The organism is Novosphingobium sp. (assembly GCF_027486195.1).
In the GTDB taxonomy this organism is placed as follows: Bacteria; Pseudomonadota; Alphaproteobacteria; order Sphingomonadales; family Sphingomonadaceae; genus Novosphingobium.
In genome coordinates, this window is record NZ_JAIXPP010000077.1 from 1 (window position 1) to 19,674 (window position 19,674).

At 66.0% G+C, this 19,674-nt stretch carries 19 protein-coding genes; 9 read left to right on the forward strand and 10 right to left on the reverse strand.

Annotated features, from left to right (window positions below; translation table 11 throughout):
• Nucleotides 1-342: 30S ribosomal protein S4 (gene rpsD, locus Q0071_RS14805; protein WP_298171052.1), on the forward strand; the 342-nt coding region annotated here is incomplete at its 5' end.
• 131 nt (nt 343-473) lie between these two features.
• Here rpsD and Q0071_RS14810 read toward each other — a convergent pair.
• The 3 genes from Q0071_RS14810 to tgt form a co-directional block, all read right to left on the reverse strand.
• On the reverse strand, nt 474-2,786 hold the full coding sequence (locus tag Q0071_RS14810) for a penicillin acylase family protein (protein ID WP_298171055.1): 2,313 nt from the start codon (nt 2,784-2,786) through the stop codon (nt 474-476).
• Nucleotides 2,787-2,860: 74 nt separating this feature from the next.
• Entirely contained in the window at nt 2,861-4,828 is a 1,968-nt protein-coding gene (locus Q0071_RS14815; protein WP_298171057.1) for a S9 family peptidase, read from the reverse strand.
• A 287-nt stretch (nt 4,829-5,115) separates the two neighbouring features.
• Nucleotides 5,116-6,243: a tRNA guanosine(34) transglycosylase Tgt gene (gene tgt, locus Q0071_RS14820; RefSeq protein ID WP_298171060.1), complete on the reverse strand. Its 1,128-nt coding sequence runs from the start codon at nt 6,241-6,243 to the stop codon at nt 5,116-5,118.
• 62 nt (nt 6,244-6,305) lie between these two features.
• On the opposite strand from tgt, the gene Q0071_RS14825 reads away from it, so the two are divergent.
• Together Q0071_RS14825 and Q0071_RS14830 are read left to right on the forward strand one after the other, a co-directional pair.
• The gene (locus Q0071_RS14825) at nt 6,306-7,076 is read left to right on the forward strand and encodes a TSUP family transporter (RefSeq protein WP_298171063.1); all 771 of its coding nucleotides are present in this window, start codon (nt 6,306-6,308) and stop codon (nt 7,074-7,076) included.
• Between the two features lie 67 nt (nt 7,077-7,143).
• Complete coding sequence (locus Q0071_RS14830) at nt 7,144-7,380, forward strand: DUF465 domain-containing protein (protein ID WP_298171066.1); 237 nt, start codon at nt 7,144-7,146, stop codon at nt 7,378-7,380.
• On the opposite strand, the gene queA is transcribed toward Q0071_RS14830, so the two are convergent.
• The 5 genes from queA to Q0071_RS14855 form a co-directional block, all read right to left on the reverse strand.
• Nucleotides 7,377-8,405, reverse strand: a complete 1,029-nt coding sequence (gene queA, locus Q0071_RS14835) for a tRNA preQ1(34) S-adenosylmethionine ribosyltransferase-isomerase QueA (protein ID WP_298171069.1) — start codon at nt 8,403-8,405, stop codon at nt 7,377-7,379. The genes Q0071_RS14830 and queA overlap by 4 nt on opposite strands.
• Nucleotides 8,406-8,504: 99 nt before the next feature.
• Nucleotides 8,505-9,227: a peptidylprolyl isomerase gene (locus tag Q0071_RS14840; RefSeq protein ID WP_298171072.1), complete on the reverse strand. Its 723-nt coding sequence runs from the start codon at nt 9,225-9,227 to the stop codon at nt 8,505-8,507.
• Nucleotides 9,228-9,373: 146 nt separating this feature from the next.
• Nucleotides 9,374-9,895 carry a pantetheine-phosphate adenylyltransferase gene (gene coaD / locus Q0071_RS14845; RefSeq protein ID WP_298171076.1) on the reverse strand — a complete coding sequence of 174 codons (522 nt, stop codon included), beginning with the start codon at nt 9,893-9,895 and terminating at the stop codon, nt 9,374-9,376.
• Between the two features lie 2 nt (nt 9,896-9,897).
• Nucleotides 9,898-10,815: a farnesyl diphosphate synthase gene (locus Q0071_RS14850; RefSeq protein ID WP_298171079.1), complete on the reverse strand. Its 918-nt coding sequence runs from the start codon at nt 10,813-10,815 to the stop codon at nt 9,898-9,900.
• A complete protein-coding gene (locus Q0071_RS14855) occupies nt 10,812-11,069 on the reverse strand; it encodes an exodeoxyribonuclease VII small subunit (RefSeq protein ID WP_298171082.1) in 258 nt (85 codons plus the stop codon). Before Q0071_RS14855 ends, Q0071_RS14850 begins: the two co-directional genes overlap by 4 nt.
• Nucleotides 11,070-11,130: 61 nt before the next feature.
• Between Q0071_RS14855 and Q0071_RS14860 the strand changes: the two genes are divergently transcribed.
• The 3 genes from Q0071_RS14860 to purL are packed head-to-tail and all read left to right on the forward strand — an operon-like array spanning nt 11,131 to nt 14,433.
• Nucleotides 11,131-11,529, forward strand: coding sequence for a DUF2177 family protein (locus tag Q0071_RS14860; protein ID WP_298171085.1), 399 nt, complete (start codon nt 11,131-11,133; stop codon nt 11,527-11,529).
• A gap of 6 nt (nt 11,530-11,535) precedes the next feature.
• Nucleotides 11,536-12,195 (forward strand): hypothetical protein, encoded by a 660-nt coding sequence (locus Q0071_RS14865; protein ID WP_298171087.1) that lies wholly within the window; start codon nt 11,536-11,538, stop codon nt 12,193-12,195.
• Between the two features lie 39 nt (nt 12,196-12,234).
• Nucleotides 12,235-14,433, forward strand: coding sequence for a phosphoribosylformylglycinamidine synthase subunit PurL (gene purL / locus Q0071_RS14870; RefSeq protein ID WP_298171090.1), 2,199 nt, complete (start codon nt 12,235-12,237; stop codon nt 14,431-14,433).
• 136 nt (nt 14,434-14,569) lie between these two features.
• On the opposite strand, the gene Q0071_RS14875 is transcribed toward purL, so the two are convergent.
• Together Q0071_RS14875 and serB are read right to left on the reverse strand one after the other, a co-directional pair.
• Nucleotides 14,570-15,394, reverse strand: a complete 825-nt coding sequence (locus Q0071_RS14875) for a Coq4 family protein (RefSeq protein WP_298171093.1) — start codon at nt 15,392-15,394, stop codon at nt 14,570-14,572.
• Between the two features lie 57 nt (nt 15,395-15,451).
• A complete protein-coding gene (gene serB, locus Q0071_RS14880) occupies nt 15,452-16,360 on the reverse strand; it encodes a phosphoserine phosphatase SerB (protein WP_298171095.1) in 909 nt (302 codons plus the stop codon).
• Here serB and miaA point away from each other — a divergent pair.
• From miaA to ilvN, 3 genes are all read left to right on the forward strand, one after another.
• A complete protein-coding gene (gene miaA, locus Q0071_RS14885) occupies nt 16,353-17,303 on the forward strand; it encodes a tRNA (adenosine(37)-N6)-dimethylallyltransferase MiaA (RefSeq protein ID WP_298171098.1) in 951 nt (316 codons plus the stop codon). The two genes, serB and miaA, sit on opposite strands and share 8 nt — an antisense overlap.
• A 256-nt stretch (nt 17,304-17,559) precedes the next feature.
• Nucleotides 17,560-19,308 (forward strand): biosynthetic-type acetolactate synthase large subunit, encoded by a 1,749-nt coding sequence (gene ilvB, locus Q0071_RS14890; RefSeq protein ID WP_298171100.1) that lies wholly within the window; start codon nt 17,560-17,562, stop codon nt 19,306-19,308.
• Between the two features lie 13 nt (nt 19,309-19,321).
• The coding region (gene ilvN, locus Q0071_RS14895; RefSeq protein ID WP_298171103.1) for an acetolactate synthase small subunit at nt 19,322-19,674 on the forward strand (353 nt) is incomplete at its 3' end.

The following is a 19,674-nucleotide window of genomic DNA, read 5'->3' on the forward strand; positions in this document are numbered from 1 at the left end:
CTGCTCGAACAGCGCCTCGACATGATCGTCTACCGCGCCAAGTTCGCGCCGACGATCTTCTCGGCCCGCCAGATCGTCAGCCATGGCCACATCCGCGTCAACGGCGTGAAGTGCAACATCGCCAGCCGCCGCGTCCGCCCGGGCGACGTGCTGACCCTCGGCCCCAAGGCCAAGGAAATGGCGCTGATCGCCGAAGCCCAGTCGCTGGCCGAGCGTGACATTCCCGATTACGTCGCCGCCGAAGCCGACAAGGCGACCTTCGTCCGCGTCCCGACGCTCGATGAAGTGCCCTACCCGGTGAAGATGGAACCGAACCTGGTCGTCGAGTTCTACTCGCGCTGATCCACGGTTTCATACCGAACACGAAGAAGGCGGGGCGAACACCCCGCCTTTTTTCGTTTCAGATCCTCCCCATTTTCACAAAGTGCAAATGGGGAGGTGTCAGCCCACAAGGCTGACGGAGGGGTAAAGCCCTACTCCCCCGGCGTCACCGCGATAATCCGCTCCGCTTCCTGCAACACCCGCGCCCGGCTCCACACAAAGGGCACATAAGCCCCGCCCGCCCAGCGCGCGAACAGATCGCGGTAATGCGGGCTCGCCGGATCGCCAGATTGCCCCGGCGTGTTGATCGCCACGCTGTTGTCCCACGCGCCCACGTCCATCACCAGCCGCACCGAAGGCCCGGCCGTCAGCAGGAAATCGCCCGACCAGCTTGCGGCATTGGGGGTCGAAGACCCGCCGCCGATCCCCAGTGGCCCCACCCGCTGCTCGCTCTCGCGGCCTGGAATGGCGAGCGCCGGACGAAAATCCGCGACATGGAGCTTGCCCCAGCGCCACTGCGCCGGATCCGGCCCCAGCCGCCGCGCCGTCTCGGCCCACGCGCTCCCCAGCGAATCGAGCAGGATCGCATGGCTGAGCTCCGCCGGCAGCTTGCCTTCCTCAAGCGTCTGAACGACGCCGATCAGCGCAACTGTGCCGATCGCTTCCCGCGCTGCCTCAGGCACGATCGCCTTCACCGCGGCCTGGGGCAGATAGCGCCGCGCCCAGATCTCGTAGAGCGCCGCCGCCGCGCTCTCCGCGCCGAGCTCGCCATCCCAGCCGCGCAGCAGCGTCAGCGCGCCTGTCTCATCCACAGTCCTCCCTTCAAGCCCGCCCAGCAGTTTCACCACCCGCCGCGCAAAGGGCGAAGTCACATCGTTCTGAAGCGCCATCGCATCGGTGATGCCGAATTTGGGTTTCGCCGCGATCACCTCGGTAATCCGCGCCATCCGGCTCGGATTGGACCATTCGAGACCCAGCATATGCGGATAGCCCGCCGGCACGTTGTACTGGTTGGCCGTCGCAAACCACCCCTGCGCCGGGTCCTTGATCGCCGGCATCAGCGCACCGTCCAGCATCCCATTCCAGCCATAGGCCTTACCCGCCGGCACCGGCAGCAGCCCGTCGCCCGCCGCACGCTTCGGCACGAACCCGGCCGCCATCCAGCCCGTCGTGCCGCCCCTGTCGGCATATAGCAGGTTGAGCGGCGGCGCCCCCCAGTGTGTCTGCGCCGCGCGGAAGTCTTCCCAGCTCTTCGCCGTAAAGGCCCAAGCCGCGTTGAAATAGGCCGAAGCGCCCGGCTGGTTCCACGTCGCGCGCAAGGCAAAGCTGCGCCCACTGGCCGCATCCTCATGGATCACCGGGCGGTCTGCGGTGAACTTCAGCACGACCTCACGCGGGGCCTCGCCCTTCACCGCGATGCTCTCGCGCACTTCGGTCAACTTCGCGCCCTTGGGGTTCACCACCAGGTCCTGCTGGTCGATGGCAAAGATCGTCAGCGCCCAGGCCGCATCCTCGTTGTGCCCCAGGCTCATCCCCGGCAGCGCCGGCTCGCCCGCCCCGGCAATCTTCAGCTCGGGCGTGTCGATATGCGAAAGATAGCGCAAATTCGGCACGCTGTGGCTGCGGTGCGGATCGTTGGCCATGATCGCCCGCCCCGTCGCGCTGCGGGCAGGCGCGACCACCCAGTTGTTCGATCCCTCCTGCACTTCGGGATCGCGCGGTGCCATAGCCAGCGCCTTGCCATCAAAGCGCACCTCGCTCGTGCCCAGCAGGTACTCATCGAGCACGTCCTTGGGGATGCTGCATGGATCGAGCCCCTTGGGCATAACCAGCTTGTGCGTCGCCGGCTCCAGCGGCGCGCGCATCGACTCATAGGCACCGGCCCCGCCGCACAGCGCCCGCGCCCGGTCGACCTCGGAGGCCAGATTGCTTGCCAGCGCATTGGAGCGAATGCGCACGACATCGTCCGCCGTCCAGCGCTCGGGCCGGCTGGCGCTCGCGCCGAACTCCACCGGCATCGGCTGCCGCCCCGCCTCAACATCGGCAACGAAGGCATTGATTCCAGACACAAACGCCTCGGTCCAACCCTTCGCCGCCGCCGGATAGGCCGCCCATTCCTTGACCATATCCCCGCGATACAGCAGCAGCCGCGCCGCCCGGTCCTGCGCCACGTAGGCTGGCCCAAAACTCGCCGAAAGCCGCCCCAGCCCGCGCTTGCGCCACAAGTCGATCTGCCACAGCCGGTCGCGCGCCACGGCATAGCCCTGCAGGAAAAACCCGTCGCGCGCCGACTCGGCATAGATATGCGGAATGCCTGCCCGGTCGATCACGATCTCGCCAGCCGCATGCAGCCCCGGCACCACCCGAGCCTCGCGGACCACCGAAGGCGGCACCTCCTGCGCCATCACCGCCGAGCCCGAAACCGCCGCTAGCAGCCCTGCCAGCTCAACCCCAATCCGCCGCATCACACCCCCCCCCCCATCCTCACCGGATACCAAGGTGCTGCGGCAGGGCGAGGAAGGCAATCGCTTTCCCGACCCTAGAAACCCATGGCCTTCCGCAGAAACGCATCGCTCTCCGCCAGCACCCGCGTGCGCGCTGCTGCGGAGAGCAGCTGGTGATCAAGCCCCGGGAACGTCACCAGTGTCACTGCCTTGCCCGCCCCGCGCAGCTTGTCCTCCATGATCCGCGATTGCGCGATATCGACATTGACGTCGTGATCGCCGTGGAACAGCAGAACCGGGGCCTTGATCCGGCCGGCATTCTGCGCCGGCGATCCCTCGGTCACTTGCGGCCCCTCTCCAATGAAGTCGCGGCCAAGCTTGCTGCTGTCTACACGTAGTCGCTGCAGATCGGTCACCGGCGCCACAGCCACGATTGCCTTGAACAGTTCGGGATCGAGCACCGAGCTTTGCAGGGCGGCATACCCGCCATAGGACCAGCCCACGATTCCCAGCTTGCCCGGTGCGGCGATGCCCTGCGCCGTGAGCCAGCGGCCCGCATCGTTGACATCGCCGATCGCGGTGCGCCAGGAACGGAAGCCATTGCGCTGGTACCAGTCGCTGCCGTAGCCCGCAGAGCCGCGGAAATTCGGCTGCAGCACCGCATATCCGCGCACCGCAAAGAACTGCACCAGCCAATCAAAACCCCACTCGTCGCGCGATGATGGTCCGCCGTGCGGCATGACGATGGCGGGCAGGTTCTTGCCCGAACTGCCTGGCGGCAGCGTCAGATAGGCCGGGATCATCGTCCCGTCCGCCGCCGGATAGGTCACCGATTTCATCGTGCCCATCGTCACGCCGGCCAGCTCCGCGCGCACCGGCAGCAGCGGCGCGAGTTGCCGGGTTGCGGGGTCATAGCGGTAGAACGTCCCCGGATCGACGTCGCTCGATGCCAGCAGCAGCAACTTGCCGTCGTCGCTTGCATCCATGAAGGCCACGCTCGGCTGCCCCGGCAGCGCCTTGCCCAGCCCCGCGCCAAGCTTCTTGAGCGCGGGATCGAAGAACTCGACCATGCGCCGGTCTGTCGCATAGCTCGCGCCGACCACGCGCTGGTCGCGCCCGATCTGGATCAGACCGTCGACATCGACCCCATCGCGCGCCAGCACCAGCTCCTGCTTGCCCGACCCGTCGAGCGCCATGGTGTAGAGCGCCTGCGCCCCGTTCAGCGCTTGCCAGCCATAGACCACGTTGCGCGCCGCATCGATCGCCAACGGATTGAAGCCGTCCTCCCGGCCGGAGGCATCGAGCCTTACTTTCGAAAGGCTCTGCCACTCGCGCGATCCGGGCTGGCGGAACGAATAAGTGACCTGTCCGCGCCGATCGCCATTCCCGTCGATGGGCTGCACGCCCATGATGCGCACATTGCCATGGCCGTCGCTGATATACTCGCTCGCCTCGGCAACAGGTCGCTCGACGGTATGGCGCGAGAGGCTGGTGACGTCGACTTCCTCGACCCCGAAGCCCGTCACATCGCGCTTGATGCCGACTTGCGAGGCCTGCTGCGGCACGAAGAAGCGCGTCACGAGGATGCGACCCGGCTTGCCAGGCACAGCGGCCCAGTCGATAACCGATCCGCCCGTCAGCGCCACCGAGCCCAGCGTATCGCTGCCGGTCCCGGCCGAAACGCGCTGGACATTCCCGCCATCACTGTCGAGCGCGAAGAGGCGGCTGATCGGAAGCAGATAGCCGCCATAGTCATAGACGGTGGTATTGCGGCAGACGAGCCGCGTCGCCGTGGCCCAGCTGCAAGATCGCAGCGTCTCCGGCCCGGGCCGCTGTGCCAGCACGGCCTTGGGCACGCCGTCTCCCGCAAGATCGACGACCATAAGCCGGGCCCCGCCATCACCTTGCGGCGCGACGTAGGCAATCTTGGAGCCATCGGTCGAAAGGCTGATCTGCCGCACGGATTCGAGCGCGCCAAACTTCGCCGCGATCACGGTGCCCTCGTCCGCCTGCGCCAGCGCGCTGCCCGCGCCGGACAGGCTCGCGGCGCTCAATCCCATCATCCACAACGCAATGCGCAAGCTTGGCCTCCCCCGGAAGAGCCATCGCATCCTCATCGCAAGGCTGCCGCCATGCAAGCGCGAACAGCGCCGATATGGAACCCGCGTGAACGCTGGGCAACGCAAGGCGCTGTCCTACACAAGCCCGGCCCGTTAGGGTGCAGCCTTGCTCTGTGAAACCGTGAAGAAACCCGCTCGCCGCGCTGTCAACGCTGGTGCCGTTTGCCTGCGAAAAGAGGGGTCGGAGTTTCCCCTCAGGACTGTGTCAACTGTGTCAACCTGACCTGAATTCAGCGCTTCGCCAGATATCTTGCCCGGAACCCCGCCGCAAAGGCCGCAAACCGCCCCTCGGCAATCGCGCCGCGCATCGCGGCCATCAGTTGCTGGTAGAACGAGAGGTTGTGCTCGGTCAGCAGCATCGCGCCCAGCATCTCGCCCGCCTTGTGGAGGTGGTGCAGGTAGGCCCGGCTATACTTGGCGCACACCGGGCATGTGCACTCCGGATCGAGCGGCCCCATGTCCTCGGCGTGCTTCGCGTTGCGCATGTTCAGCGGCCCGTCCCAGGTGAAGCCCTGCCCGTTGCGGCCCGAACGCGTCGGCAGCACGCAGTCGAACATGTCGACCCCGCGCTCCACCGCGCCGACAAGGTCATCGGGCTTGCCAACGCCCATGAGGTAGCGCGGACGATCCTCCGGCAGTTGGCCCGGCGCGAAATCGAGCGTGGCAAACATCGCCTCCTGCCCCTCGCCCACCGCCAGCCCGCCGATGGCATAGCCGTCGAAGCCGATATCCCGCAGCGCCCCGGCGCTCGCCGCGCGCAGCTCCTTGTCGAGCCCGCCCTGCTGGATGCCGAACAGTGCGGCGCTCTCCGCATGTGCGCCGCCCGCATCGAAGCCGTCGCGGCTGCGCTTTGCCCAGCGCATCGACATGTCCATGCTGCGTGCGATCACGTCGCGCGGCTGGTCGATCTTGGGGCACTCATCGAAAGCCATCACGATGTCGCTACCCAGCAACCGCTGGATCTCCATGCTGCGCTCTGGCGTCAGATTGTGCCGCGAACCATCGATATGGCTCGCGAACGTCACGCCTTCCTCGGTGATCTTGCGCAGGTCGGAAAGGCTCATCACCTGATAGCCGCCGCTGTCGGTCAGGATCGGCCCCGCCCAGCGCATGAAATTGTGCAGCCCGCCCAGCCGCGCCATCCGCTCCGCGCCGGGCCGCAGCATCAGGTGGTAGGTGTTGCCGAGGATGATGTCGGCTCCCGTCGCCGCGACATCCTCCACCTTCATCGCCTTGACCGTGCCCGCCGTTCCCACCGGCATGAACGCGGGCGTGCGGATCGTGCCGCGCTGCATCGTGATCGCGCCGGTGCGGGCACGGCCATCGGTGGCGTGGACGGCGAAGGAAAAGCGGGTCATTGCGCAAGTTCTCGGGTGCTGGGGAGGTTGTGCGCCTTACGCACAAACGCCATGGGGCGCAAATGCACGAAGCTTTCGTCCTCGCCCCCTGGCTCTATCCCGCGCTGACCGCCCTTGCCGTGTTGACGGGTTGCATCGATGCCATCGCGGGCGGTGGCGGGCTGCTGACGCTTCCGGCGCTGATCTACGCCGGGCTGCCGCCGCACCTCATGCTCGGCACCAACAAGCTGCAGTCTGCCATGGGCGCTACTGTGGCCACCACGCGCTATCACCGCGCCGGGCTGTTCGCGCTGCGCCCCAATCTGCCTGCCACCGCTGCCGCCTTCCTCGGCGCGGGCGCAGGCGCGCTCGTCATCCAGCACTTCGATGCCAGGGTCCTGCGCCTCGTCGTACCCCTGCTGCTGATGGGCGCTGCACTCTACACCCTGCTTTCCCCCCGCATGGACGATACACCGAGCAAGCCGCGCCTCTCCGAAGGGGCCTATCTCCCCGTCGCTGGCGGCATCGGCTTCTATGATGGCTTCTTCGGCCCCGGCACCGGCCAGTTCTTCGCCGCCACGCTGGTCGCCTTGCGCGGCCTCGGCCTCACCCGCGCCACGGGCCTCACCAAGCTGCTTAACCTCGCCAGCAATGTCGCCAGCCTCGTGGTCTTTGCGCTGGGCGGGCAGGTCATCTGGCTGCTCGGTATCTGCATGGGCGCAGGCTCGATGGTGGGCGCCATGATCGGCACGCGGCTTGCAACGCGCTACGGCGCGGCGCTGATCCGCCCGCTGCTCGTCACCGCCAGCTTGGCGCTCACCGGCAAACTGGTGTGGAGTTGGTTCGCGAATTGACCGGCCGCAATTCGCCGCCCCTTCCGTCCTGCTAGGCTCCTCCCAGACCCCAACGAGGAGACCACCCATGAGCCATTCCGCCCACGATCTCGCCGCCGCATTTCCGGATGCCGCCGCAAAGCTCCACGCACTCAAGCTCGGCAACGCGCATTTCCAGAAGCTCAGCGATGCCTACTACCAGCTCGACAAGGCGATCCACCGCGCCGAAACCGGGATCGAGCCAACGTCCGACCAGCACCTCGAAGACCTCAAGAAGCAGCGCCTCACCGTGCTCGATGCCGTGGCGGAGATGGTCGCGACCTAGGGGATCAGCAGGCTGGAATCGCCGTAGCTGTAAAAGCGGTACTGATTGGCGATGGCATGGGCATAAGCCGTCTGCATCCGCTCGATTCCCATCAGCGCACTGACCAGCATCATCAAGGTCGATTTGGGCAGGTGGAAGTTGGTCATCAGCCCATCGATCGCGCGGAAGCGGTAGCCCGGCGTGATGAAGATGCTGGTATCGCCCGCAAACGGGTGGATCACGCGGGCTTCATCCGCCGCGCTTTCCAGCAGGCGCAGGCTGGTCGTGCCCACTGCGATGATCCGCCCGCCCGCCGCACGCACCGCATTGAGCCGCGCCGCCGTTTCGGGTTCGATCCGGCCCCATTCGGCATGCATCGCGTGGTCGTCGGTATCGTTGGCCTTGACCGGCAGAAAGGTGCCTGCCCCCACGTGCAGGGTCAGCGTCTCATGCAGCACGCCCACCTCTGCGAGCGCGGCCATCAGTTCGGGCGTAAAGTGCAGCGCCGCCGTCGGCGCGGCCACTGCGCCGTCTTCTGCTGCGAACATCGTCTGGTAATCCTCGCGGTCGCGCTCATCGACCGCGCGCTTGCCCGCGATATAGGGCGGCAGCGGCATCGTGCCTGCCCGCTCGAGCAGAACCTCGACCGGCTCCTCGCCGCCGAACGCCAGCGTCCAGCTGCCGTCGGCATGGCGCTCCTCGGCGGTTCCCGTCACGCCCGCACCGAACGTGATGACCACGCCCGGCTTCAGCCGCCGCCCGTTGCGCACGAAGGCCTGCCAGCGGCGCAGGTCCATCCGCTTGTGCAAAGTCGCGCCGATCCGGGCATTGCCGACTTCGCCGTCGAGCTGCGCCGGGATCACCCGCGTATCGTTGAACACCAGAACATCGCCCGCGCGCAGCAGCTTCGGCAGATCGCGCACCAGAGCGTCGGTGAACGGCCCTTCCGCCCCCACGCCAAGGAGCTTGGCCGAATCGCGCGGAGAGGCGGGGCGCAGCGCTATGCGCTCGGGCGGAAGCTCGAAATCAAACAGGTCTACACGCATGGGTATGGCCGCTAGCGCCGCTGCGTTGCTTCGACAAGCTCAGCGCGCGTGCGGACAAACTAAATGACAAACCCGCGCGTCAAGCCGCGCCTGCAATCCTCAGTTGGACTTGGAATTGCTCAGCATGTCTGCGGTAAACGCTGCGGGCGCAGCCGGCGCGGGCGGCGGCGGCGGGGCCTTGCCCTCGGACGCCAAGCTTGCCTGCACGATCTTGGTCGGATTCTTCGGCGGCTCGCCGCGCACGATGGAATCAACGATATCCATCCCCGCGATCACCCGCCCGAAGTTGGTATACTTGTGGTCAAGCGCGAAGCGCGGATAGAAAACGATGAAGAACTGGCTGTTGGCCGAATTCGGCTCTTCCGTGCGCGCCATCGAAACGGTGCCGCGCAAGTGCGGGATATCGTTGAACTCGGCACTGAGGTCCGGCAGCTTCGAACCGCCCTGCCCGGTGCCAGTGGGATCGCCGGTCTGCGCCATGAAGCCCTCGATCACGCGGTGGAAGATCACCCCGTTGTAGAAGCCTTCCTTGGTCAGCGTCTTGATCCGCTCGACATGGTGGGGCGCCCATTCCGGCATGAGCCGGATCGCCACGCGCCCGCCGTTCGAAAGATCGAGCAGCAGCACGTTGTCGGGATCATGCGAGATATCGGCATCGACGGCATACGTGATCGTCTGCGCATGCTGGATCGGATCGATCTTGATCGGCTTGGCCGCTTCCTTCTCCGGCGGGCGCTGGGCCATGGCCGGCGAAATCGGGGCGATGAGCGCCGCGCCGAGCGCAAGCCCGAGCGTGATCCTGGTGAACAAACGCGATGCCATCAAACCCAATTCCTAATCACTCTGGCCGATCAGATCTGCCGATGTGCGCCGGATAGCCCCCCGGCGATGACGCCGCAATGAACAAATCGCCCCCGGCCCGGCGTTCACCAGGCCGCGTTCACCAGGCCGCGTTCACCAGGCCTCGTTCAGTAGTCGCCAAGCCTCCCTTGGCGCTCCACCCGCTCCACCACTTCATCACGCACTGTCGGCGTCACGAACCGGTGAATGTCGCCGCCAAACAGCGCGATTTCCTTGACCAGCTTGGAAGCGATCGGCTGCAGGCTGACGTCGGCCATCAGGAACACCGTCTCGATGCCGTCGTTGAGCTGCTGGTTCATGCCCGCCATCTGGTATTCGTACTCGAAGTCCGCCACCGCGCGCAGGCCGCGCACGATCACGCTTGCGCCCTGCTTCTCGGCAAACTTCATCAGCAGCGCGTTGAAGCCCATGACCGAGACGTTCTCGATCCCCTGCGCCGCCACTTCACGCGTGACCATGGCCATGCGCTCCTCGGGCGTGAACATCGGGTTCTTCGAAGGATTGGTCGTCACGCCGATGATCAGCTTGTCGACCAGCTTTGCCCCCCGGCGAATGATATCGAGATGCCCCAGCGTGATCGGGTCGAACGTGCCGGGGTATACCCCGATCCTGTTTCCCGCCTCTCCCATGTCTACCGATCCCTTTCGACAATGAACCATGCCAGCGCACGCAGCAGGTCCGCTTCCTCCCCATAGGAGGACAGAAACTGCACCGCCTGCTCGACCAGCATATGCGCCTGCTCGCGCGCCCGCTCCGGCCCGAGCAGCGAAAGGAAGGTCTCCTTGCCCGCCTGCTCGTCCTTGCGCAGCGCCTTGCCCGCCGCTTCCTCGTCGCCCTCGGCGTCGAGCAGATCGTCAGCGATCTGGAAGGCAAGCCCGATATCGCGGGCATAGCCGCGCAAGTGCGAGCGCCCCTCGGCCGGAATGCGCCCGATGATAGCGCCCATTTCCACCGCCGCGCTCAGCAGCGCGCCGGTCTTCAACTGCTGGAGCCGTGTCACCGTCGGCAGATCGAACGAGGCGGTCTCGGCGGCGATATCCATCATCTGCCCGCCGGCCATGCCGTTCATGCCGCTGGCGAGCGCCAGCGTGCGCACCAGTTCGATCCGCACGAAGGGATCGCCCGACAGGTTGGGATCAGACAGCACCTCGAAGGCAAAATCGTGCAGCGCATCCCCCGCCAGCACCGCCGTCGCCTCATCGAAGGCGACATGCAGCGTCGGCTTGCCGTGGCGCAGCGCGTCGTCATCCATGCACGGCAGATCATCGTGGATCAGCGAATAGACGTGGATTGCCTCGATCGCGGTGCCCACCCGGATCGCCATGGAGCGGTCCGCGCCGAACAGGCTGGCGGTGGCCAGCACCAGCAGCGGGCGCAGCCGCTTGCCGCCGCCGATCGCGGCATAGCGCATCGCCTCGATCAGCCTATCGCGCGGGTCGTTCGCCAGCGGCAGCAGCGCATCGAAGCTGCTGTCGATATCCTCGGCGATGCGCACCAGCGCCGGGCGCAGCAGGTCCTGCCAGGGCCCCGTCCGTTCCATCGCGGTCATGCCCCGGCGTTTCCTTCATCAAACGGCTTGGTGCCCGCAGCGCGTCCCTGCCCGTCGCTGACAATCGCCTCGATCCGCGCCTGCGCCGCATCCAGACGCTTCTGGCAATGCGCGCGCAGCGCATCCCCCCGCGCGTAGAGGTCGATTGATTCGTCGAGCGGCGCCTCGCCACTTTCCAGCCGGCGGACGATATCCTCCAGCGCTTTCAGGGCTTCCTCGAAACTCAGCGAGCCGATGTCGGGTTGGTCTACCATCGCGTGCCAGCATTGACGGGCGAGCCGCAGCCGGTCAAGCTTCGAGGCAGGGAGACCGTGGATGCAACTCGTAATCGCCTATGTCGTGGCGGCCCTCGTGTTCGGGGCGCTCGATGCGCTGTGGCTCGGCTGGGCCGGGCCAAACCTCTATCGCCCCGCGCTCGGCGACCTCCTGGCTCCCACATTCCGCCTTGCGCCAGCGGGCATTTTCTATCTCGCCTATCTGGCCGGCATGGTCTGGTTCGCGATCCGTCCCGGCATAGCAGGGGGCCTTGGCGCCGCAGCGCTCAACGGCGCCCTGCTCGGCGCGCTGTGCTACGCGACCTATGATTTCACAAATCAGGCCACGCTCGCCCGCTGGCCGAGTTACGTGACCGCGATCGATGTCTGCTGGGGCGCCTTCGCCACGATGACCGCCGCAGTTGCCGCCACTTGGGCCGCACGCGCTTTCGCCAGCTGAGGCCCCATGTTCGTCGGCCATTTTGCCCCCGCCTTCATCGCCGCCACAGCGCGCAAGGCGCCGCCGCTCGGTGTGCTGATGGTCGGCACCCAGTTGATCGATTTCGGCTTCTTCACCTTCGCCCTTCTCGGCATAGAGCATTTCCGCATGGTGCCGGGCATCACCGCCAGCAACTGGCTCGATCTCTACGACATGCCCTATACGCACAGCCTGTTCGGCACCGGCGTATGGTCGGCAGGCTTTGCGGCACTGGTCTGGCTGATCTGGCGCAGCGCCGCCGCCGCTCTGCTCGCCGCCGCCGCAGTGCTCTCGCACTGGCTGCTCGATCTTCTCGTCCATCGGCCCGATCTCACGCTGGCGGGATCGCCGCCCCTGCTCGGGTTGGGACTGTGGGACCTGCCGCTGGTCGAAAAGCCGCTGGAACTCGCTCTCATCTACGGCGCGCTGGCGTTCTATGTCTGGCGCACGCGACCTGTTTCGCCGCGCGCCGGATGGGCGCTGGGCGTGCTGGCCGTGGTGCTCGCGCTGGTTCAATCGATCGACTGGTTCGGCGCCCGCACGACTGTGGTCGATGCCAGCCTGCCGCTGACCGCGTTGTTTGCCTACGTTCTGATTTCGGCACTTGGCGTTTGGCTGCAATCAACCCGGCAAAACCGCTCCTCTTGAGACTCGCCTTGGCCGCGCTCCGTCGCTAAAGCCCCCCGCATGGCCGAGATCACCGCAGAAACCGTCGCCGCCCACGGGCTGTCCGAGGAAGAATACGCCCGCGTGCTCCACGCGCTGGGGCGCGAGCCGAACCTCGTCGAGCTCGGCATCTTCTCGGTCATGTGGTCGGAGCACTGTTCCTACAAATCGAGCCGCATCCACTTGAAGAAGCTGCCGACCGAGGCACCCTGGGTCATCTGCGGCCCGGGCGAGAACGCGGGCGTGATCGATATCGGCGATGGGCCGGACGGCACCAAGCTCGCCGCGATCTTCAAGATGGAGAGCCACAACCACCCCTCCTACATCGAGCCCTACCAAGGCGCGGCGACCGGTGTGGGCGGCATCCTGCGTGATGTGTTCACGATGGGCGCGCGGCCTGTGGCCAACATGAATGCGCTGCGCTTCGGCCGGCCCGATCACCCCAAGATGAAGCACCTCGTGCAGGGCGTCGTCGCGGGCATCGGCGGCTATGGCAACTGCGTCGGCGTGCCGACCGTTGGCGGCGAGACCAATTTCCATCCCGCCTATGACGGCAACATCCTTGTCAACGCGATGACTGTGGGCGTCGCCGATCAGGACAAGATCTTCTATTCCGCCGCCACCGGCATCGGCAATCCGATCGTCTACGTCGGCTCCAAGACCGGGCGCGACGGCATCCACGGCGCAACGATGGCCAGCGCCGATTTTGGCGAGGATTCGGAAGCCAAGCGCCCCACCGTGCAAGTCGGCGATCCCTTCACCGAAAAGCTCCTCATCGAAGCGTGCCTCGAACTCATGGCGACCGACGCCATCGTCGCGATTCAGGACATGGGCGCGGCTGGCCTTACCTCCTCGTCGGTCGAAATGGCGACCAACGGCAAGGCTGGCATCGTGCTCGACATGGACAAGGTGCCGTGCCGCGAAGAGGGCATGACGCCCTATGAAATGATGCTCTCGGAAAGCCAGGAGCGCATGCTCATGGTGCTGAAGCCAGGCAAGGAAGCCATGGCCGAGGCGATCTTCAGGAAGTGGGAACTCGATTTCGCGGTCATCGGCGAAGTGACCGATACCGGGCACATGGTCCTCACCTTCCAGGGCGAGACGGTTTGCAACATCCCGCTCGGCCCCCTTGCCGAAGATGCCCCGCTTTATGACCGCCCGGCCATGAGCCTTGCGGACTACAAGGCATGGTCCGGCGTGAAGCCGCTCGGCAACGTGCCCGCCAGCGCGGACCTAGGCGCGGACCTCCTCAAGCTTATCGGCAGCGCCGATCTCGCCAGCCGCCGCTGGATCTGGGAGCAATACGATTCGCAGGTTGGTGCAGACACGCTGCAGAAGTCGGGCGGCGATGCTGCCGTCGTGCGCATCCACGGCACGCAGAAGGCGCTCGCGATGAGCACCGACTGCACCCCGCGCTACTGTTATGCCGACCCCTACGAAGGCGGCAAGCAGGCCGTGGCAGAAACCTACCGCAATATCTCGGCGGTCGGCGCCAAGCCCTTGGCAATCACCAATTGCCTGAACTTCGCCAACCCCCAGCGCCCCGAAATCATGGCCCAGATCGTCGAAGCCCTGCGCGGCATGGGCGAAGCCTGCCGCGCGCTCGATTATCCGATCGTGAGCGGCAACGTCTCGCTTTACAACGAAAGCAAGGCCACCGGCGGCGGCTCGGCGATCCTCCCCACCCCAGCGATCGGCGGCGTCGGCCTCATGGAAAACCATGAAACCATGGCGAAGATCGCGTTCAAGGCAGACGGCGAGGCCATCTTCGTGATCGGCCACAGCAACGGCCACCTCGGCCAGTCGCTCTGGCTGCGCGAAATCCATGGCCTTGAGGACGGCCCGCCCCCGCCGGTCGATCTCGCCGCCGAACGCGCCCACGGCGAATTCGTGCGCAGCCTGATCGCCGCCGGAAAGGTCAGCGCGGTTCACGACGTTTCAGACGGCGGCCTGCTCGTAGCGCTTGCGGAAATGGCGCTCGCCAGCGGTATCGGCTGCACGCTCGAGGAAATCGGCGATCACTTCACCGCTTTCGGTGAGGATCAGGGCCGCTATATCGTGACGAGCGCGGTGGCCGAGACGATTCAGGCTGCCGGCATCCCAATGACCCGCGTCGGCACCACCGGCGGCAGCGCCGTCAGTGGGCCGGGGTTTTCGGTTGCGATTGCCGAACTGCGCGCGGCAAATGAGGCATTCTTCAAGGACTGGATGGAGGGGTAGAGAACCCCCTCCGTCTCGCTTCGCGAGCCACCTCCCCGTTTGGGCTTCGCCAAAACAGGGAGGATCATAGGTCCTCCCCATTTTCGCGAAGCGCGAATGGGGAGATGACCTGCCAAAGGCAGGTCGGAGGGGCCTCTTAAGCCGCCTTCTTGCCCAGCAGATCGTAGGGATCGACCCCCATCGACTGCCACACCGCATGCGCCGCACGATAATGCATCGCGGGCGTGATGTTCAGGCGGCGGCGCACTTCCTGCAGCGGCAGCGGCAGCAGTTCGGTGATCGATTGCTCGACCAGACGCGGGCAGGCCTTGCCCAGACCCTGCGCCTCGCGGATCGCGCGCAGCACCGGGGCGCTGCTCTTGACCTGCTTGCCGATATTGAGCCCGGCCATATAGCCAATGAACAAGTGCGCTGGCGAAGGCTGCTGGCTGTAGGTGAATGCCAGCACGCAGGCCTCGCCCAGCGCATCGCGTCCATAGCCGGTGAGAACATGAAGCATATCATGCACATCGCGCATGCGGTTCATGTACCACTGGAACTGGTCGTTATACTTGGGCTTGTCCTTGGCGAAGCGCTGGAACTCCTCGACGAGGCCCGCCGCGGTGAGCCCTTCCTTCTCCATGAAGTCGCAATAGGCATGCGCAAGCGAGCCTTCCGGCATCCGCCGCAGCGCCGCGTGATCATCGAGGATCGTCGGCAGATCGGGTTCCTTCACCCGGATATCCAAGCCGCGCTCCGAAGTCAGGAACCGCTCGCCAGACTTGCGCAGATCGCGCCAAGGCAGCGCCTCGAAGATGTAGAACACCTCCTCGGTGTTTTCCTTGTCCTTCAGCAGTTCGCGGAAATGGTGCAGCGCCTTGGCTGGACGCAGGCGCAGCTGCGGCCGCCGCTCGTCGAACAGCGGCAGCTGCAGGAAATCGCGTGAGGTATCAGCTTCGAAACGGGCAGTCAGAGCGTTCACGCAGGCCTCCGCAGAATCAGGTTCTGCGGCACTACTAACACCAGTGTTAATATAGCGTCAAGCCGCCACCCAATTCTCCCGCGCAATGCCGTAAAGCGAGAGGATCGCGGTCAGATCGCCCCGCTCGATCCACCCGTCCGCCGCCGCACGCGCCTTGGGCTTGGCGCGATAGGCGATGCCGTGGGTCGCCGCCTCCAGCATCGGAATGTCGTTCGCGCCGTCGCCGGTCGCCAGCGAACCCGCGCCCTCGCCCAGCAGCGCTGCCTCATCCAGCAGCACCTTGCGCTTGACCGAACTGTCGACGATCCCGCCGACCACATCGCCCGTCAGCTTGCCGCCGTGCACGCCCAGCCGGTTCGCCACGACATGCTCGAAGCCCAGTTGCTCCGCCACCGGATCGGCAAAGGCGTGGAAACCGCCGGTCACCAGCACGGTCCGCGCGCCCAGCGCCTTCAAGGTCGCAACCAGCGTGCGCGCGCCATCCATCGGGCGGATGCGCTGTTCAAGGCACTCGGCAATCGCGCTTTCGGAAAGGTCCTTCAGCAGCCCCACGCGTTCACGCAGCGCCGCCTCGAAATCGAGCTCGCCCCGCATCGCCCGCTCGGTGATCGCCGCGATCCGTTCCTTCAGCCCTGCGAAATCCGCCAGTTCATCAATGCATTCCTGCCCGATCATGGTCGAATCCATGTCCGAGACAAACAGCCGCGGCACTTCGATGGCCTCGCGCGAAAGCAGGAGGTCAGTGCTCGGGAAGCACTGGTCCAGAATGCGCCGAACCGCGCCGACATCGGGCGCTTCCGCCTCCTCGATCAGTTCCATCTCGAGCACGTCCTCGACTTCCGCGAGCATGCCCGCGCCGGCCACTTCCCAGCCCGCGTCCTCGATCTGCTCCATGGCGAGCGCAAGCCGATCACCTAAGGTGTCACCAAGCGTCTCGGGCTCTGCTATCAGCCGTGCGATGAGCACCGATCATTCCCCTTCAAGCACGGCCAGCCTGCCGCCGCTCGCGCTCATTGCAGGGCCGACGGCCAGCGGCAAGAGCGATCTCGCCGTGCGCACCGCGCTTGCCGCCGCAGGCAAGGCCGTCGTCATCAATGCCGATAGCGCGCAAGTCTACGCCGATCTCGCCGTTCTCAGCGCCCGTCCGTCAGAGGAAGAGATGCACGGCGTACCCCACCGCCTGTTCGGCGCGTGGGACGGGGCCGAGGCCTGTTCCGCCGCCGATTGGGCCGCCGCTGCCCGCACCGAAATCGCCGCCGCGCACGGGCAAGGTGCGCTCCCCATCCTCGTCGGCGGCACCGGGCTTTACATCCGCACCCTGCTCGATGGCATCGCCCCCGTGCCCGCCATCGATCCCGAGGTGCGCGCCGCCGTGCGCGCCTTGCCGGTGGAGCAAGCCTATGCAGCCCTCACCCGCGAAGACCCGGAGCGCGCCGCCGCGCTCGCCCCGGCCGATAGCGCGCGCCTAGCCCGCGCGCTCGAAGTCGTGCGCTCCACCGGTCGCCCTCTTGCGGCATGGCAAGCCGAGCGCACCGGCGGCATCGGCGACGCCGTAGCGCTGCGCCCGCTGATCCTGATGCCCGATCGCACTTGGCTCTATGAACGCTGCGACCGCCGCTTCGCGCAGATGTGGCGCGGCGGCGCGCTCGCCGAAGTCGAGGCGTTGCTGGCCCGCAATCTTGATCCCGCCCTCCCCGTGATGCGCGCCATCGGCGTGCCGGAAGTCACTGATTTCCTTGCCGGCGCGTGCTCCGAAGCCGAGGCCATCGCGGCAGGAAGCCAGGCCACGCGCCGCTATGCCAAGCGGCAATACACCTGGCTGAGGCATCAACCGCCCCCAGCGTGGCCGCGCATCGCGTTGCAAAATTCCCCACCAGACACCTTGATTGAAGCATTATTACGCGATTAGCGATTGACGCGGCATTTTATGTCGTATACCCCACACTCACCGCCGGGTAAGACCTCCAGTCCATCCCGCGGCATGCTTGGCCCGGTGCAGTCTGCCTCTGCTCCGGGCCGCATTTTTTCCGGGTTTTCGTGGGATTCGGCCCTTGATCCGGCAGATTTTGGTTTGAACGGCGCGGCGGCACGGCTAACGCGCCGGTTCGCAGCGGCATCCGGGGCAAGACCCAGTAGGGAACACCGGGCCGGGAAGGGAATTGAGCGTGAAGAACGAGCGCAGCGGCGCAGAGATTCTGGTCGAAAGCCTGGTTGCACAGGGAGTCGAATGCGTGTTCGGCTATCCCGGCGGTGCGGTGCTGCCGATTTACGATGCCCTGTTCGGTGAAGAGCGCATTCGCCACATTCTTGTCCGCCACGAAGCAGGCGCCGCCCATGCCGCGGAAGGCTATGCCCGCGCCACCGGCAAGCCCGGCGTCGTGCTCGTCACTTCCGGCCCCGGCGCTACCAACGCGGTCACCGGCATTGCCGATGCTTTCATGGATTCGATCCCGCTTGTCGTCATCACCGGCCAGGTGCCTACCGCGCTGATCGGGTCTGATGCGTTCCAGGAATGCGATACCGTCGGCATCACGCGCCACTGCACCAAGCACAACTATCTGGTGAAGGACCCGGCCGAGCTTGGCGAAGTCGTCGCCGAAGCCTTCCGCATCGCCACGCAGGGCCGCCCCGGCCCGGTCGTGATCGATATCCCCAAGGACGTCCAGATCGGCCTTGCGCCGTGGACGGGCAAGCCGCTGCGCGAACGCACGCGCTACACCCCGCAACTGGAAGCCGCCCGCGAGGATATCGCCCAGGCCGTGCAGATGATCGCCGCCGCGCAGGCACCGATCTTCTACACCGGCGGCGGCGTGATCAATTCGGGGCCCGAGGCGGCCGCCCTGCTGCGCGAGCTGCAGGCCCTCACCGGCGCGCCCGTCACCTCCACGCTCATGGGCCTGGGCGCCTTCCCGGCAGAACATCCCGCCTGGCTCGGCATGCTCGGCATGCATGGCACTTATGAAGCCAACATGGCGATGAACCGCGCCGACCTCATCGTCGCTATCGGCGCCCGCTTTGACGACCGCGTCACCGGCCGGCTCGATGCCTTCTCGCCGAATTCCAAGCGCATCCACATCGATATCGACCGCGCCTCGATCAACAAGACGGTGCGCGCCGATCTTCCCATTGTCGGCGATTGCGCGAAGGTGCTGAAGCAGCTTCTTGGCGGGTGGCACGAAGCTCGCCACGAAGCGGCGGACCTCACCGAATGGTTTACCCGCATCGATGGCTGGCGCGCGCGCAAGTCCCTCGCCTATCCGCACCGGAGCGAGGCGATCATGCCGCAATATGCGGTCGAGCGGCTCTACGAGCTGACGCGCAGGCACGATCCGATCATCACCACCGAAGTCGGCCAGCACCAGATGTGGGCGGCGCAGTATTTCCACTTCTCCGGCCCCAACAAGTGGCTCACTTCGGGCGGCCTCGGCACGATGGGCTACGGCCTGCCCGCCGCGATCGGCGCGCAAGTCGGCTTCCCCGATGCGCTCGTGATCGACATTGCGGGCGATGCCTCGATCCAGATGAACATCCAGGAGCTCGGCACCGCCACGCAGTATCGCCTGCCGGTCAAGGTCTTCGTGCTCAACAACGAATGGATGGGCATGGTCCGCCAGTGGCAGGAACTGACCTACGAAAGCCGCTATTCGAACTCGTACTCCGATAGCCTCCCTGATTTCGTGCGCCTTGCCGAAGCCTATGGCTGGAAGGGCATCCGCATCGAGAACGAGAGCGAGCTGGACGCCGGCATTCAGGCGATGATCGACCATCCGGGGCCAGTCTTCGTCGATTGCCTCGTCGCCAAGGAAGTGAACTGCTACCCGATGATCCCGTCGGGCGCCGCACACACCGACATGATCCTCTACGGCGACACTGTCTCCGGCACGATGGACGATGCCGCCAAGGCGCTGGTTTGAGGAGGCCGAAATAATGACCGCCGAAACCCTGATCGCCGCTGCAGAGCGCCACGTCCTCACCATCACCGTCGACAACGAAGCCGGTATTCTCGCCAAGATCGCGGGCCTGTTCACCGCGCGCGGCTACAATATCGATAGCCTGACGGTGGCAGACATCACCGATGGCCATGATGTCAGCCGCATCACCATCGTCACCCACGGCCCGCCCGAAGTGATCGACCAGATCCGCGCGCAGCTCGAACGCCTCGTGCCCGTCCACAAGGTCGTCGATCTCACCGAAGTCGGCCCTTACGTCGAGCGCGAGCTGGCGCTCATCAAGGTCGCGGGCAAGGGCGAGAACCGCGTCGAGGCGCTGCGCCTTGCCGA